Origin of the sequence: Desulfobulbus sp., from assembly GCF_030824455.1 — a bacterium.
In the GTDB taxonomy this organism is placed as follows: domain Bacteria; phylum Desulfobacterota; class Desulfobulbia; order Desulfobulbales; family Desulfobulbaceae; genus Desulfobulbus.
This window is the reverse complement of record NZ_JAVBXR010000100.1, coordinates 16800-32648: the sequence shown is the minus strand read 5'-3', so window position 1 is coordinate 32648 and position 15849 is coordinate 16800. Positions and strand designations below refer to the sequence as shown.

General features: G+C 60.5%; 12 protein-coding genes. 8 read left to right on the top strand and 4 right to left on the bottom strand.

All coding sequences use genetic code 11. The annotated features are described in order from the left end of the window. Positions 1–2937 (bottom strand): EAL domain-containing protein, encoded by a 2937-nt coding sequence (locus tag RCH93_RS12090; protein WP_306548665.1) that lies wholly within the window; start codon positions 2935–2937, stop codon positions 1–3. A gap of 223 nt (positions 2938–3160) precedes the next feature. On the opposite strand from RCH93_RS12090, the gene RCH93_RS12085 reads away from it, so the two are divergent. Next, the gene (locus RCH93_RS12085; protein ID WP_306548664.1) at positions 3161–4564 is read left to right on the top strand and encodes an MFS transporter; all 1404 of its coding nucleotides are present in this window, start codon (positions 3161–3163) and stop codon (positions 4562–4564) included. A gap of 39 nt (positions 4565–4603) precedes the next feature. Here the strand turns inward: RCH93_RS12085 and RCH93_RS12080 are convergent, their stop codons facing one another. The 3 genes from RCH93_RS12080 to RCH93_RS12070 form a co-directional block, all read right to left on the bottom strand. Further along, positions 4604–4819, bottom strand: coding sequence for a DUF2892 domain-containing protein (locus tag RCH93_RS12080; protein ID WP_306548663.1), 216 nt, complete (start codon positions 4817–4819; stop codon positions 4604–4606). A gap of 56 nt (positions 4820–4875) precedes the next feature. After that, entirely contained in the window at positions 4876–5166 is a 291-nt protein-coding gene (locus RCH93_RS12075) for a helix-turn-helix transcriptional regulator (protein WP_306548662.1), read from the bottom strand. Positions 5167–5304: 138 nt separating this feature from the next. Then, complete coding sequence (locus RCH93_RS12070; protein ID WP_306548661.1) at positions 5305–5541, bottom strand: hypothetical protein; 237 nt, start codon at positions 5539–5541, stop codon at positions 5305–5307. A 79-nt stretch (positions 5542–5620) separates the two neighbouring features. Here RCH93_RS12070 and acs point away from each other — a divergent pair, with 79 nt between their 5' ends. The 7 genes from acs (at position 5621) to RCH93_RS12035 (ending at position 15808) form a co-directional block, all read left to right on the top strand. After that, positions 5621–7606: an acetate--CoA ligase gene (acs, locus tag RCH93_RS12065; RefSeq protein WP_306548660.1), complete on the top strand. Its 1986-nt coding sequence runs from the start codon at positions 5621–5623 to the stop codon at positions 7604–7606. A gap of 296 nt (positions 7607–7902) precedes the next feature. After that, positions 7903–10551, top strand: coding sequence for an alanine--tRNA ligase (gene alaS / locus RCH93_RS12060; protein WP_306548659.1), 2649 nt, complete (start codon positions 7903–7905; stop codon positions 10549–10551). A 17-nt stretch (positions 10552–10568) separates the two neighbouring features. Then, entirely contained in the window at positions 10569–11819 is a 1251-nt protein-coding gene (locus RCH93_RS12055; RefSeq protein ID WP_373693293.1) for a beta-ketoacyl synthase, read from the top strand. Between the two features lie 81 nt (positions 11820–11900). Then, positions 11901–12152, top strand: coding sequence for an acyl carrier protein (locus tag RCH93_RS12050; RefSeq protein ID WP_306548657.1), 252 nt, complete (start codon positions 11901–11903; stop codon positions 12150–12152). Between the two features lie 63 nt (positions 12153–12215). Further along, positions 12216–13592, top strand: a complete 1377-nt coding sequence (locus tag RCH93_RS12045) for an NAD(P)/FAD-dependent oxidoreductase (RefSeq protein ID WP_306548656.1) — start codon at positions 12216–12218, stop codon at positions 13590–13592. A 104-nt stretch (positions 13593–13696) separates the two neighbouring features. Further along, complete coding sequence (locus RCH93_RS12040) at positions 13697–15106, top strand: NAD(P)/FAD-dependent oxidoreductase (protein ID WP_306548655.1); 1410 nt, start codon at positions 13697–13699, stop codon at positions 15104–15106. Positions 15107–15115: 9 nt separating this feature from the next. After that, complete coding sequence (locus tag RCH93_RS12035) at positions 15116–15808, top strand: hypothetical protein (protein WP_306548654.1); 693 nt, start codon at positions 15116–15118, stop codon at positions 15806–15808. Positions 15809–15849 lie beyond the last annotated feature (41 nt).

Below are 15849 nucleotides of genomic sequence, written 5' to 3'. Positions count from 1 at the left end.
TCAATGAACAAGTGCGTGGTGGGAGGCGTCCAGCGGCAGAGCGGCAATGATGGGGGATTGCATGTAGCGTAGCGCGTCCTGATCGGGCATGGGCCGGGAAAAATAGAACCCCTGGACCTCGTTGCAGCCGATGCCGCGCAGCCATTGCAGTTGGGGCAGGGTTTCAACGCCCTCGGCCACCACTTTGAGCTGCATCTGTTTGGACATGGCGGTGATGGTGGAGACGATGCTGCGGCTGTTGGCGTCGTCGGCGCTGATGAACCGCTTGTCGATCTTCAGGGTCGAAACCGGCATCTCGCTGAGGTAGCTGAGTGAGGAATAGCCGGTGCCGAAGTCGTCGATCGAAAAACGGATGCCGCGCTGGCGAAAGCGCTGCATGACCGCCAGGGTGTGTTGGACGTCTTTCATGGCCGTGGTTTCGGTGATCTCGAATTCGATCAGTTGATGATCGATGCGGTGCTTTGCCAAAATGGCGTCAATGGTTTCAACGATGTGCAGGTTGTTAAAGGTGCGGGGCGACATGTTGACGCTGATTGGCAGCGTCCGGAAGTTCTGTCGCTGCATTCTCTCGAGAAATATACAGACCTCGTCGAGAACGTACAAGCTCATCTCGTCGATCAGGCCGGACTCCTCGGCAATCGGGATGAAGCTGTCCGGGCCGATGAGGGCGCCGTTTTTGCGCCAGCGAATCAAGGCCTCAAACGAGGTGATCTGGTCGTCCGTCAAATCAATTTTGGGTTGATAGAAGACGGTGAACTCCCGTTGTTTGAGGCCGGTGCGGATCGCGCTTTCGGTGCGGATGCGGTTGAGCAGCTTTTCGTTCATCTCCCGGGTGAACATGACGAACTTGTTTTTGCCTTCGCTCTTGGCCTTGTACATGGCCATGTCGGCGTTTTTAATCAGTTCCTGGGTGGTTTTTCCGTCTTCGGGGAAGATCGAGACGCCGATGCTGGCGTTGATGTAGATGGTGTTGGGGGATAGCGCAATCGGTTCCTTGAGCGCGGCGAGAATGCGGGTGGCCAGATTGTAGATGGATTGTTCGTTTTCGATGCTCTCGCTAAGCAGGATGAATTCGTCGCCGCCAAGACGCGACAGGGTGTCTTCGCTGCGGATGGTTTTCGAGAGACGGGCAGCCACCTCGATCAGCACCTGGTCGCCCTTGTCGTGGCCCAGGGAATCGTTGATGTTTTTGAAGTTGTCGAGATCAATAAAAAACACTGCCAGGGTCAGCCGGTCACGGGAGGCGCGGGCAATGGCCTGGGCCAAACGGTGTTCCAGCGCCGCCCGGTTGGGCAGTTTGGTCAGGGCGTCGCTGTAGGCCATGATCGAGATCTGTTTTTCCTTGCGCTTGAGTTCGGTAATGTCGTGGAAAAAGGCGAAATAATGGGTGATTTGCTGCTGTTCGTTTTTAATGACGCTGATCGAGAGCCACTGCGGGCAGACGGTTCCGTCCTTCTTCTGGTTCCAGATTTCGCCCGACCAGGAGCCGCTGGAGCGTAACCCCTGCCACAATCCCTGGTAAAAATCCTGTCCCCGGCGACCGGCGCCGAGCATGCTCGGATTGTGGCCGATGACCTCCGCCGGCTGGTAGCCGGTGATTTTGGCGAACGACTGGTTAACGGTCAGGATGCGGGCCTCGGGGTCGGTGATGTAAATGCCTTCGATGGCGTTGTCGAAAATGCCTTTGAACAGCAGTAGATAATTTTCCGCGCTTTTGCGGGTGGCGTTTTCGGCCGCCAGTTTGTGTTGGGTTTCGGTCCTGCCGGCGATTTCCAGGCGCAGCTGCCGCTGGATGTGCTCGCTGGCGGTTTGTTCGGCCATGAGCCGGCGATGGTGTTCCTGAAAAGTGGTCAGCAGACGATTGTACTGCGCGGCAATGGCGGTCAGTTCTTCGGTGTCGGCGCAGGAGCGGATCGGCTCGGCGTGGTGTTCGTCAATGGCGGCCAGCTCGTCGGCCAGCTGGCGCAGTGGGTCGGACAGGCGGCGGGCCAGCAAGGAGACCAAGGCCAGGGCGAGGGCCGCCAGGGGCAGCAGGCCGAAGAGCACTCCCCGCTGGAACAGGGTGATCGGTTTGGCCAGAGCCGCGCTGGGAGCGGCAATGCCGACAATCAATCCATAGTGGGGCAGCTGATGGAAAAAGAGGGTTTGTTCTTCTTTGGGCCTCTCCTGGGGCGTCCAGAGGATGCGGCCGGTTTTGTCGCGGCGCAGGGCCGCGGCAAGGTCAGCCAGATCAGTCAGGGCGACGCGGTCGGCCGCGGCTTCGCGGGCGTCCACGGGCGGCGCCCAAAAGAGGTCGGACTGATCGAGGAGAAAGGGGCGCCGGCCGTCGGCAAAACGGGCTTCGTCGATTTTCTTGGCAATCACGGCCAGGGGCAGCAGGCTGCGTTGTTCGTTCTGAGAGCAGGTGATGGCCAGGGTCCAATTCCAGGCCGGAAAGTCTGCCCGGTAGAGGACCGCAGGCTGCTGGTCAAGCCCTGCATATTCCCCATGACTCAGGGGCTGGAGTTGTTGAAGCCGTGTCAGGAGGTCGCCGGCCAGATGGGTGTTCACCAGGGCCTTGTTGGGATGGCTGAGGATGAGCCCTTGTTGGTTGATGCAGAACAGTTGGCCCTGTTGGCCGCCGCCTTGGGCGGCCAGGGCGTCGAGGGCCAGCCATTGGGCCTCGTCCAGGGTCAACGCGCCGGACTGGCTTTTCTGCTGCAGGGTGTGCAACAGGGTCAGGTTGCGCTCGGCAACGGTTCGCAGGGTTTGAACCAGGGCCGCCTCGACGGCGGTTTCCGTCATCTGGCGGACGGCGGTTGCGCCGGCGGCGGCCTCCTGCTCGAGCCCCTGTCGCATCGCGGTCGCGGCCAGATAGCCGCCGCCCCCCATGACCGCGAATAGCGGAACCAGGAGAAACAGTGTATAAGTGCGAAAAATGTTGGATTGTAGTGTCATGACTCGTATACAGCCGACCGCGCAGTTCCCGGCGCTGCGTTGCGCCCAAGGGCGCTGGTTGCAGGAAGGGCAGGGCAATCCCGTCGCCAGGACGAAATTTTCAGAACTATATAAAAGAAATCATTAATAGTCCACGCAATTACACGTCGCGTGCAGGGAAGTTCCGGGAGGGGCGGCCCGTTTGCGGCGGGCCTTGCGTGCGACGTTTTAAGGAGAGGCGCCGATGGCTGTGCAATCTGTTGAAGAACCGGCCGGGAAGGAGCCGCCAAGCGCGGTCGCTTCGCTCTCCAGCCTGCCGAACATCCGCCTGTTCGTGGCCTTCCGGGTGGTGTTCAACGCTCGGTTCTATTACCCGGTTTTCACCGTGCTCTTTTTGGATTTTGGCCTGAGTCTGGAGCAGTTCGCGCTGCTGAACGCCGTCTGGGCGCTGACCATTGTCCTGGCGGAGGTTCCTTCCGGGGCCCTGGCCGACCTGCTGGGGCGCAAGCGGCTGCTGGTGACCACCTCGCTGCTGATGATCGCCGAGATGTCCCTCCTGGCCTTTGTGCCGCTGGGCAATCCGTCCTGGGTGTTTGCCGCCTTCCTGGTCAACCGGGTGATCAGCGGGCTGGCCGAGGCCATGGCCAGCGGAGCCGACGAGGCCCTGGCCTACGACACCCTGGTCGCGCACGGTCGGGCCGCCGAGTGGCCCCGTGTGCTGGAGATGCAGATGCGGGCCCAGAACGTCGGCTATATCTTTGCCATGACCCTGGGGGCGGCGGTGTATGATCCCGGTCTGATCAACCGGGTGCTCGGTTGGCTGGGCGTCGCGGGAACCGTCACACAGCAGCTGAGCATGCGCTATCCTATCTATCTGACCTTGTTTTTTGGGGTGCTGGCCCTGGCGGCAACCCTGCGGATGCGTGATCCGCAGGCTCTGCATTGGCCTCTGGCACGATCCTCCGAGGCGGTCACCCTCTGGGAGGTCGGCCGGCTGACCCTGCGCGCCGGCGGCTGGATTCTGCGCACCCCTCTGGCCTTGGCGATTATCCTGGTTGCCATGACCTTTGACCACACCCTGCGGATGATCGTCACCCTGACCAGCCAATACTATCGCCTGATCCATCTGCCGGAGGCGAGCTTCGGCCTGTTGGGCTCGGCGGTGGCGGTGCTCGGATTGTTCGTGCCCAGGCTTGCCCGGCGGATGGTCGAGCGGTTTTCGCCCGGCGGCAACGCCGCGCTGCTGGCCGTCGCCATGCTGGCGACGCTGTTTGCGCTTGGCCTGTTCGTCCCCTACCTGGGGGCGCTGCCGATGATGGCGGTGTTCATCGGCCTGATGCTGACCAGCTTTTTTATCAGCCATTACCTCAATGAAATCACCGCTTCGCACCAGCGGGCCACGGTGCTCAGCTTCAAAGGCCTGGCCTTCAACGCGGCCTATGGTTTTATCGGCCTGGCCTTTGCGGCGCTAATCCACCGATCCAGGTTGTCCCAGGGGTTGTTGCATCCCGACGGTTCAGCCGCCTTTATCGAAGATCAGGCCTTCCGCGTCAGCATGGGTTATTTCCCCTGGTATTTGGGGCTTGGCTTGGTGTTGGTTGCCCTGGTTTGCCTGCCCCGGCTCCTGCGCGGCCGAACAGGAGCGTGAGGTCAGGGGCAAGCAAGACCAGCGCATTTTTTGTAGCGCTTATCTGCTTTCGGGAACACCCAGTTTTTTGAGGATCAACGCGAGCGGGCAGAACTTGGTGAAGCCGAACTGCAGCAGGTTGGCGCCGACAAAGGCGGCGAGCAGCAGCCACAGGCGGCTGACAAACAGGGGATTGCTCGGGATGTCCACGCCCAGCGCCAGGCTAAGCAGGATGAAGGAGCCGGCAAAAACATGAATCCAGTCGGAAATGATCATGGCGTTCTCCATGGTTGAGGATGACGATTTTTGGTTGATTTGCGATAGGTTCGGGTTCAGGGCGTGTTGCGGCAAAAGAGCGCTTGCAGGCTGGCCATCAAGGCAACCACCCGCGGATCGCTGATCCGGTTGTAGATGAAATTGGCCTCCCTGCGGCAGGCAATGATCCCCTGGTTGCGGAGAATCGCCAGATGCTGGGAGATGTTGCCGTTGGTTGTCTGCACGGTTGCCTGCAATTCGCCGACCGACAATTCTCCGCCCTGAAGCCGGCAGAGAATTTCCAGGCGGATCGGGTGGGCCATGGCCTTGAGCAGGGCGGCGGTGTCGTTGATTTCCGTTTTTTGCATGAGGAGCCGCGTTGGTGGTTCGGTATTTAAGGATATGCTTAATCACCACTGCGGCCGGCGTCAATCCCTTGGGCGCACGCAGTGGCGCGGCCTGTGCGTCTTGTGCCGGAGATGGGCAAAACGCTTGCGGCTATCTTGTTAAAACAACAATGAATTTGATCGCGCCTCGCGATTATTTTGATAGGAGGGTGATTTTTTCTCAGGAGTGAGTATTTTTCGCAAGAAAATAGGCTGGAGCGGCTGTGAGTGCGGGAATCCGTTTTCTTTTTTTGAAAAACTCCTGTACATACTGGAGTCAAGAGCTGCGGCCTGCCCGCGCGGCGCGTTGAAGGCGCGACGAAGGCGAAAGGGAAGCGTTCTGAGTTGGCTGGTCATGTCTGCCGGGGTTGGTTGCGCGGCGCCGGGCGGCATGGGTAACTTGTAACAAGCGGTTTTTCGTTGAGGGGGAAGTCCTATGAGTGCAATGGAAGATAAAATCACCAGTTTGTTGGCCGAGGGGAAGGTGTTTCAGCCGCCGGAAAAGGGGCGCGAGCAGGCCTGGGTCAAGTCAATGGAGGAGTACAAAAAGGCCTACGCCCACTCCATGGACGATCCCGAGGGTTTTTGGGCGGGCCGCGCCGAAGAACTGGTCACCTGGGATAAAAAATGGGACAAGGTCATGGAGTGCGATCTTTCCACCCCCGAAATCAAATGGTTCGTCGGCGGCAAGCTCAACATCTCCACCAACTGCCTTGACCGGCATCTGACCGACGGACGGCGCAACAAAGCCGCCATCATCTGGCAGGGGGAGCCGGAAGAGGACGTCAAGGTCTATACCTATCAGATGTTGCACGACGAGGTTTGCCGCTTTGCCAATGTATTGCGCAAGAAAGGCGTCAAAAAAGGCGACCGGGTGGCCATCTATCTGCCGATGGTGCCTGAGCTGGCGATTTCGCTATTGGCCTGCGCCCGTCTTGGCGCCGTGCATTCCGTAGTTTTCGGCGGGTTCTCGTCGGTGGCCCTGCAGAGCCGCATTGAAGATTGCCACGCCAAGGTGCTGATCACCGCCGACGCCGTGTTGCGCGGCGGCAAGGCGATTCCGCTCAAGCCCAACGCTGACGAGGCCATGGAAACCTGCCCCTCCGTCGAGGCCTGCATCGTGGTCCGCCGGGCCGGCAACGAGATTGAGATGAAGGACGGCCGCGACTACTGGTGGCACAAAGAGGTCAACGCCAAGGACATCGCCTCGTTCTGCGAGCCCGAATCCATGGATTCCGAGGACATGCTGTTCATCCTCTACACCTCCGGCTCCACCGGTAAGCCCAAAGGCGTGGTCCACACCACCGGCGGCTACCTGACCTACGCCATGCACACCTCGCAGTGGGTGTTTGACTTAAAGGACGACGACGTCTACTGGTGCACCGCCGACCTCGGCTGGATTACCGGCCACAGCTACATCCTCTACGGCCCGCTGGGTCTGGGGGCGACCACGCTGATGTTCGAGGGCGTGCCCAACTACCCGGCGCCGGATCGTTTCTGGAAGATCGTCGAGAAGTTCAAGGTCAACATCTTCTACACCGCGCCCACCGCCATCCGCGCCTTGATGCGGGAAGGGGTCGAGCCCACCCAAAAGTGGGACATGTCGAGTCTGCGGATTTTGGGTTCGGTGGGCGAGCCGATCAACCCCGAGGCCTGGATGTGGTACTACATCAACATCGGCAAGGAAAAGCTGCCCATTGTCGACACCTGGTGGCAGACCGAGACCGGCGGCATCATGATTTCGGCGCTGCCCTACGTCACCCCGCTCAAGCCTGGTTCGGCCACCCTGCCGCTGCCCGGCATCGACGCGGCCATCTTTAACGAGGAAGGCAAGGAGGCCAGCCCCAACGAAGGCGGCCATCTGGTCATCCGCAAACCCTGGCCGGGCATGCTGCGCGGCGTCTTCGGCAACCCGGAGCGGTACAAAAAAGCTTACTTCAACCGCTATCCCGACACCTACGACCCTGAAGACGGCGCCCGCAAAGACGAGGACGGTTATTTCTGGATCATGGGCCGGCTCGACGACGTGATCAATGTCTCCGGGCATCGCCTGGGCACGGCGGAGATCGAGTCCGCCCTAGTCGCCCACGAAGCGGTGGCCGAGGCTGCGGCGGTCGGCATGCCGCACCCAATCAAGGGACAGGCGATTTTCGCCTACGTCACCCTGATGTCCTGGGCCGAGGAGAGCGAGGAGTTGCGGGCCGAATTGCGGCAGCACGTGCGCAAGGAAATCGGACCCATCGCCACCCCGGACGCAATCCAGTGGGCGCCGGGCCTGCCCAAGACCCGGTCCGGTAAGATCATGCGCCGCATTCTGCGCAAGATCGCGGCCAACGACTTTGCCGATTTCGGCGACACCTCCACCCTGGCCGATCCGTCGGTGGTCGATCAGCTGGTCGACGCCAAGAAGCAGATGGGTTGAACAGCGAAAACCTGAAATCCAAGTGCGCGCGGGCCTGACCCGTCGCGCGGCTTGACCGCAAACAGCCAGGCGGGATGCATTGCATCCCGCCTGTTTTTTTATCAGCGCTGGCCTGTGTCATTTTTTCTTTGCAACATTTCAATTCATGGTATCATGCACAGCTCTGCTGTGTGCCTTTCATGGCCCCGCGTTTTTTATCGCCCCTGCCGCCCGTCTCGAAAAGGACGTCGGAGGCGTTGCATCCGCTGATCTTCCAGAGTGGAACATCCCTGTAAAACTAACGCCATCACGACGCAATGACCGGTAACGACATACGAAAAAGCTTCCTCGATTATTTTGAGAGCAAGGGCCACGCCAGGGTGGCCGCCTCTTCGCTGGTGCCCCACGACGACCCCACCCTGCTGTTTGTCAATTCCGGCATGGTGCAGTTCAAAAAGGTGTTCATGGGCGAGGAAACCCGGCCCTATGTGCGCGCCACCACGGCGCAGTGCAGCGTCCGGGCCGGCGGCAAACACAACGATCTGGAAAACGTCGGCTACACCGCGCGTCACCACACCTTTTTCGAGATGCTGGGCAACTTTTCCTTTGGCGATTATTTCAAGAAGGACGCCATTGCCTTTGCCTGGGAGTTCCTCACCGTCAAGCTGGGGATTGATCCCCAGAAACTGTGGGTGTCGGTGTACGACGACGACGACGAGGCCCACCAGCTGTGGGAGCAGATCGAAACCCTGCCCAAGGGGCGCATTGTCCGCATGGGCGAGAAGGACAACTTCTGGGCCATGGGCGACACCGGTCCCTGCGGGCCGTGTTCGGAGATCCACATCGACCAAGGGGCATCGGTCGGCTGCGGCCGTGCCGACTGCGCTCTGGGCTGCGATTGCGATCGGTTCCTGGAGCTGTGGAACCTGGTGTTCATGCAGTATTATCGCGACGAGACCGGCAAGATGACCCCCCTGCCCAAGCCTTCCATCGACACCGGCATGGGTCTGGAACGGGTGGCTGCGGTGCTTCAGGGCAAATTCAACAACTTTGACTGCGACCTGTTCACCCCGATCATCAACCACGTAGCAATGCTGGCCGGGAAAAAATATCACGACAACAAGGCGGACGACGTCTCCATGCGGGTCATTGCCGACCACGCCCGCGCCACCACCTTCCTGGTCGCCGACGGCGTTCTGCCCTCCAACGAGGGCCGGGGCTACGTGCTGCGCCGGATCATGCGCCGCGCCATCCGCTACGGTCGCGCCCTGGGTTTGAGCTCTTTTTTTCCGGGCGTTTGCGCCCTGGTCGCCGAGGAGATGCACGCCGCCTACCCCCATCTCAACGACACCCGCGAGCTGTTGGCCAAGGTGGTCACCAACGAGGAGCAGCGTTTCGGCGAGACCCTGGACCACGGCTTGAACAAGCTGGACCAGGAAATCAGACATCTGATCAAAGAACAGGGCGACCGGGCCGTGATTCAGGGCGACTTTATTTTCAAGCTCTACGACACCTACGGTTTTCCGGTGGACATCGTGCGCGACATCGCCATCGAGCGGGGCGTTTCCTTTGACGAGCCCGGCTTTGCCGCCGCCATGGAGCAGCAGCGCGAACAGTCGCGCAAATCGTGGAAAGGCAGCGACGTCGACCATCTTGAGGCTGGGATCATTGCACTGGCCGCCCAGGGCAAAAAGGTGGACTTCATCGGCTACGGAAGCACCCAGGGCGTCTCAATCGTTGAGGGCATAGTCAACGAGGCCGGCCAGTTAGCGGCTGAGGCCAAGGCGGGGGAGACCGTGCGGCTGTGCTGCGGGCAGACCCCGTTTTACGCCGAATCGGGCGGACAGATCGGCGATCAGGGCGAGATTACCTGGCCCGGCGGCCGTTTTGTGGTGACCAGAACCCTAGCCCCGGTGGACGGTCTGATTCTCCACGAGGGCCAACTCGCCCAAGGGAGCGTGCGCGTCGGCGACCGGGTGGAGTTGCAGGTGGCGGAGCGGCGCAACGACACCGCCCTCAACCACACCGCCACCCATCTGCTTCAGGCGGCGATGAAAAAGGTGCTGGGCGACCACGTCAAGCAGGCGGGTTCCGCGGTTGATCACAACCGGCTGCGTTTTGACTTCACCCATTTCTCGCCCCTGAGCCACGGCGAAATCTGCACCATCGAGCAGCTGGTCAACGCCCAGATCCGCAGGAACACCCCGGTGGCCACCGACGTGCTCGGGCGCGAGCAGGCCATTGCCGCCGGCGCCACCGCCCTGTTTGGCGAGAAGTACGGCGACGAGGTGCGGGTGGTCAGCATCGGCGAGTTCAGCAAGGAACTCTGCGGCGGCACCCACGCCCGCCGGACCGGCGACATCGGTCTGTTCAAGATTGTGATGGAAACCGGCGTTGCCGCCGGCGTGCGCCGCATCGAGGCGGTCACCGGCGCCGGCGCGATCCACTGGCTGCAGGAACTGGCCCGACAGGCCTCAGCTATTGGCGCCGCAATCTCCGGGCCGATCGAAGGCGCGGTCGACAAGATTCAGGCCCTGCTTAAACGGCAGAAGGATCTGGAGAAGCAGATCGCCGCCCTCAACGCTTCCATGGCCCTGTCCGACCTGGATCAGCTGTTGGCCGCCAGCGTTGAGATCGACGGCATGCGGGTGGTTGCCAGCCGAGTGCCGCTCGATTCGCCCAAGACCCTGCGCGAAATCGGCGACAAGATCCGCGACAAAATGCCCAGCGGCATCATTGTCCTTGGCGGCGAATTCGACGGCAAGGCGGCGCTGCTGGCCATGGTCAGCAAGGAGCTGACCGACCGGGTCAAGGCCGGCGAGCTGGTCAACCGGGTGGCGATGATCGTCGGCGGCAAAGGCGGCGGGCGGCCGGACATGGCCCAGGCCGGCGGGCCCATGCCCGACAAATTGGACGAGGCCATGGGCAGCGTCGCAAGCATTATCAAGGGGATCGGGCGCGTCTGAACCCCTTGCAGAGCATGATGAATCAACACACCGAACACCAACGAATTGTTATTACCGGCGTCGGCCTGACCGCGCCCGGCGCCGCCAACCTGACCGATTTTCGCGCCAATCTCCTGGCCGGAAAAAGCGGGATCTCCACCATTGATCTGCGCTATATGGGCGTCCATCCGGCGGGTCTTTGCACCTTTGCCGAAACCCGGTACCGCAAAAAACGGGAGAACAGCCGGGGCACCCGCGCCGGCTGCATCGGCGTTTACTGCGCCAATGAGGCCCTGGTTGACGCGGGCGTCGATTTTTCCGAATATGACCGCGCCGCCACCGGCGTCTATATCGGTTTGACCGAGCACGGCACGGTGGAGACCGAAAACGAGGTCTACAACGTCGGCCAATACGCCAATGACGTCAACTACTGGACCCATCACCACAATCCCCGCACCGTGCTGAACAACCCAGCCGGCGAGATTACCATGAATCTGGGAATCACCGGGCCGCACTACGCCATTGGCGCCGCCTGCGCCGCCGGCAACGCCGCCCTGATCCAGGGCGTGCAGATGCTGCGGTTGGGCGAGGTGGACCTGGCCTTGTGCGGCGGCATCTCCGAGTGCGTCGGCTCCTTTGGCATCTTTGCCTCTTTTCGCGCCCAGGGCGCGCTGGCCGAGCACGAGGACCCCACCAAGGCCAGCCGGCCCTTTGACCTGGACCGCAACGGCATCGTCATCTCCGAGGGCGGCTGCGTGTTCACCCTGGAGCGACTGGATCGGGCGCTGGCGCGCGGGGCCAAAATCTACGGCGAGATCACTGGCTACGGCATGAACTCCGACGCCCGCGATTTCGTCCTGCCCTACGGCCCCCGGCAACGGCAGTGCATGGAGATGGCCTTGAAGCGGGCGGGGCTGCAACCCGCCGACGTCACCATCCTCAACGCCCACGCCACCGGCACTAAGCAGGGCGACATTGAGGAGTGCAACGCCATCCGCGAGACCTTTGCCGGGTGCGAAAACACCTGGATCAACAACACCAAGTCGAGCATCGGGCACGCCATGGGCGCGGCCGGGGTGCTCGAACTGGCCGGCAACCTGCCTTCGTTCACCGACAATATGGTTCATCCGACCATCAATCTGGACAACCTGGACCCGGAATGCGCTCTGCCCGGTCTGGTGGCCAACACTCCTCAACAACTGCCGCGCGTCGACGTCATTCTCAACAATTCTTTCGGTATGTTGGGGATAAATTCGGTGGTGATTGTCGAGAGATTTGTGGCGAACTAGAGGGGGGTGTGGTAATTCTCTCCAATTTCGCGCCTACGAAACACGTTTAACCGTTTTTTTTATATATAGAGGAACCGAAGCATGACCCGTGAGGAAATCAAGGACGTTATCCTTGAAATCATAGCAGATATTGACGAAGAAGCTGATTTTGCCCAACTGGACGCCGACGCCCCCCTGCGGGACCAGTTGGATCTGGATTCCATGGATTTTTTGGATATTGTCATGGAGTTGCGCAAACGCTACAAGATGCAGATACCGGAAGAAGAGTATCCGCAGCTCGCCACCCTGACCAGTTGCGTCAACTACCTGGAACCGAAACTGAAAGACGTCTGATTCTCCAACCGGCCTTTGCGCGCTCCCTGCGACCGCGTCGATTCGCCGGTTTTCCCCGCATCCATGGCTGACTACCAGCTCATTATCATCGGGGGCGGCCTGTCGGGGCTTGCGGCCGGCATTCGCGCCGCCCGCTTTGGCCAGAAAACGCTGATTCTCGAGCAGCACAGTCTCCCTGGCGGGCTCAATTCCTATTACGTCCGCCAGGGGCGGCTGCTGGAAACCGGCCTGCACGCCATGACCAACTGCGCGGCCCCGGGCGACAAGCACGCCCCGCTCAACCGGCTGTTCCGCCAGCTGCGCCTTTCCCGCAAACACTTCGCCCTCCACGAACAGATCGCCTCGGAAATCCGCTTTGCCGGCCAATCCCTGCTTTTTTCCAACGACCCGAATCTGTTGGAGACGTCGATTGCCGCCGCCTTTCCCGACTGCATTGATCGGTTCCGCCGACTCAAGAGCGCCCTGGCCGGCTACGATCCCTTTGCCCCCGCGCCCTGGCGTTCCGCCCGCCAGTTCCTAAGCGAACAGTTGCAGCATTCGCGCCTCGAGGACATGCTGCTCCTGCCGCTGATGGTCTACGGCAACGCGGAGGAGCGCGACATGGACCTGGGCCAGTTCGCAATCATGTTCCGGGCCGTGTTTGAGGAAGGTTTTTTTCGCCCGGCCGGCGTGATCCGCGAATTTCTCGATCTGCTGGTCAACCAGTACCGGGAGTTTGGCGGCGAACTGCGCTACCGCAGTCCGGTCGAGGAAATCTTGGTTGAGGACGGGCGGATTGCCGGCGTGCGCCTGCCCGGCGGCGAAACATTGAGCGCCGACGTGGTGCTGTCCACCGCCGGGGTTCCTGAAACCATCCGCCTTTCCGGCTGGGATGCAGATCAGGACGCCTTTACCGGGCGGATGAGTTTCATGGAGACCATCTCGCTTCTGCCGCAGGCGCACGCTGCCTCGCTTGGCCGTGACCGGACCATCATTTTTTACCACAACAACCCCCGGCTCGACTACCGCCGGCCCGACGATCTGCTCGACACCTCCTGGGGCGTGATCTGCTTTCCCGAACATTTTGCCGGCATGCCGCCGGTTGAAACCGCGCAGATCCGGGTGACCAACGCGGCCAGCTATCCGCTGTGGAAGGCGTTGCCCGCTGCGGCCTACGGCCCGGCCAAAGCGCAGTGGACCCAGGCCGCCACTGTGGCCAGCGAGGAAATAATTGGGAATTATCGTTCGTCCATTGTATATCAGGACAGCTTTACGCCGGTGACCATCGAGCGGTTCACCCGCAAGGCCGAGGGCGCGGTCTACGGCAGCGGCAAAAAGATCAAGGACGGCCGGACCCCGTGGCCCAATCTGTTTGTCGCCGGCACGGATCAGGGCTATCTGGGCATTGTCGGCGCCATGCTCAGCGGCATAACCGTGGTCAATCAGCACATCCTGCGCTGACCCGCGCCGAACGCGGCGGGACTGCCCGCAGCGCTGTTGTCTTGAAATACGCCCTGCGCGCCTTGGCAAACTGACGGTCGACAGAGTCAACGAAGTGGAGAACCATGCACTACACACCTTTGGACAGGGCGCAATCCCAGTATGACGTCATCGTGGTCGGCTCCGGTCTGGGCGGCCTGACCAGCGCCAACCGGCTGGCTGCGGCCGGGCATTCGGTGCTGCTTCTGGAGCACCACACCCAACTCGGAGGGCTTGCCACCTGGTTCAAGCGCGGCGGCCACATCTTCGACGTCAGCCTGCACGGCTTTCCCTACGGCATGGTCAAAACCTGCAAGAAATATTGGGGCAAGGCCATCCGCGATTCCATCGTCCAGTTGCAGCACATCGTTTTTGACAACCCCCAGTTTTCCCTGACCACCACCTTCAGCAAGGAGGATTTCATCCGCATCCTCCATGAACGTTTCGGGGTCGACCAGGCCGTGGTCGAGGCTTTCTTCGCCGCGGTTGACGCGATGAATTTCTACGACGATCAGTCCCTGACCACCCGTGAGCTGTTCGCCCGATTTTTTCCTGGCCGCAGCGACATCCACCGGTTGCTGATGGAGCCGATCACCTACGCCAACGGCTCGACCCTGGACGAACCGGCCATCACCTACGGCATTGTCTTCTCCAACTTCATGAATCGGGGCGTGTTCACCTTTGAAGGCGGCACCGACAAGCTGATTGGCCTGATGGCGGAGGAGCTGCTGGCCAAAGGGGTGGACATCTGCACCGGGGCGCGGGTCGACCGCATCCTGGTGGAAGACGGCGTCGCCGTCGGCGTGGCGGTTCGGGGCCGGGAGATCAGGGCCAAGGCGGTGATCTCCAATGCGGGCATCACCAACACCATCGACCATCTCGTCGGTCCGGAACGGTTTGCCGAGGATTTCCTCAGTCGTTTCAATCAGGTGCAGGTCAACAACTCCAGCTGTCAGGTTTATTTCGGCATCCGCAAGGGCGAAACCATCGCCGACATCGGCGACCTGTTGTTCACCTCGACCGCCGACGAATTTTCCTCGGAAGAGATGCGGCGGATGGACACCAAAAGCCGCACCTTTTCCCTCTACTATCCCCGAACCCGGCCCCAGAGCCCGCCCGACTACACCATCGTCGCCTCGATGAACGCCAACTTCGACGACTGGGCCGGGCTCGACAAAACTGCCTACCGCGCAGCCAAGGAGGCGATGATCGAACGCTGTTTCAACGACCTGGAACGCTACATCCCCGGCGTCCGCGCCAAGGTGGACACCATCGAATCGGCCACGCCGCGTACCTTCCACCGCTACACCCTGCACACCAAGGGCTCCTCGTTCGGCACCAAGTTCGAGGGCCTCGACATCTCCCGCTCCCTGCATAAGGAGATTGGCGGCCTGTTTCACGTCGGCTCGGTGGGCATCATCATGAGCGGCTGGCTGGGGGCGATCAACTACGGGGTGATTGTGGCCAATGATGTGGATGGGTATTTGAGGAGCTAGATAGGGGCTATGGAAAAGAAATCGCGCCTATTTCCTTTGACGAACGGAGTTAAAGATTGGCAGGCTTTGTTGACTGATCCAGATAAACATTGGCGAAAAGGATATTCCGCGCGGACATTAGCATATTGTTGGGAGTCGTCGGAGGGACTACCGGAAGAGGTAGCGCAACCCTTTGCACGAAGCATGGAGCCGCTCTTGGCTGATCTCCAGCCTGTCATTGGCATCCCCGAATTCAAGGTTCCTCTACCTGGTGGAAAAAAGAGTTCGCAAAACGATATTTTTATCTTGTCCCGATCCCTAGCTGGCCCTGTCTGCATCATGGTGGAAGGTAAAGTCAGCGAGTCTTTGGGGCCAAGAGTGACGGATTGGTTGAAAAATGCTTCTGAGGGAAAGAGGAAACGGCTAGAATTCCTTTTAAATTCTCTGGGATTGACTGCCTTGGTTGACGATTCGATTAGGTATCAACTACTTCATCGCGCAGTCTCTGCTCTAGTCACGGCGGAGCAATTTCGGGCTGTAGCTGCGGTGATGATGGTTCATTCGTTCAGTCGAGAGCTTGCAGGATGGTCCGATTATAAAAGATTTGTGAGCTTGTTTGACGTTGAAGCCGTTGTCGGATCACTGCAAAGATTAAGCGTTATGTCAAAAATTCCTCTTTTTGGAGTTTGGGTTGTCGGAAATCCTGCGTTTTTGGAGTGTTAGCTCAAAAGCAAAATAATTAGTTAAACGGTGATAAAAAATCC

Coding starts and splice junctions, on each gene's coding strand:
- RCH93_RS12090 (WP_306548665.1), bottom strand. CDS start 2,937: ATGACACTACAATCCAACATTTTTCGCACTTATACACTGTTTCTCCTG.
- RCH93_RS12085 (WP_306548664.1), top strand. CDS start 3,161: ATGGCTGTGCAATCTGTTGAAGAACCGGCCGGGAAGGAGCCGCCAAGC.
- RCH93_RS12080 (WP_306548663.1), bottom strand. CDS start 4,819: ATGATCATTTCCGACTGGATTCATGTTTTTGCCGGCTCCTTCATCCTG.
- RCH93_RS12075 (WP_306548662.1), bottom strand. CDS start 5,166: ATGCAAAAAACGGAAATCAACGACACCGCCGCCCTGCTCAAGGCCATG.
- RCH93_RS12070 (WP_306548661.1), bottom strand. CDS start 5,541: ATGACCAGCCAACTCAGAACGCTTCCCTTTCGCCTTCGTCGCGCCTTC.
- acs (WP_306548660.1), top strand. CDS start 5,621: ATGAGTGCAATGGAAGATAAAATCACCAGTTTGTTGGCCGAGGGGAAG.
- alaS (WP_306548659.1), top strand. CDS start 7,903: ATGACCGGTAACGACATACGAAAAAGCTTCCTCGATTATTTTGAGAGC.
- RCH93_RS12055 (WP_373693293.1), top strand. CDS start 10,569: ATGAATCAACACACCGAACACCAACGAATTGTTATTACCGGCGTCGGC.
- RCH93_RS12050 (WP_306548657.1), top strand. CDS start 11,901: ATGACCCGTGAGGAAATCAAGGACGTTATCCTTGAAATCATAGCAGAT.
- RCH93_RS12045 (WP_306548656.1), top strand. CDS start 12,216: ATGGCTGACTACCAGCTCATTATCATCGGGGGCGGCCTGTCGGGGCTT.
- RCH93_RS12040 (WP_306548655.1), top strand. CDS start 13,697: ATGCACTACACACCTTTGGACAGGGCGCAATCCCAGTATGACGTCATC.
- RCH93_RS12035 (WP_306548654.1), top strand. CDS start 15,116: ATGGAAAAGAAATCGCGCCTATTTCCTTTGACGAACGGAGTTAAAGAT.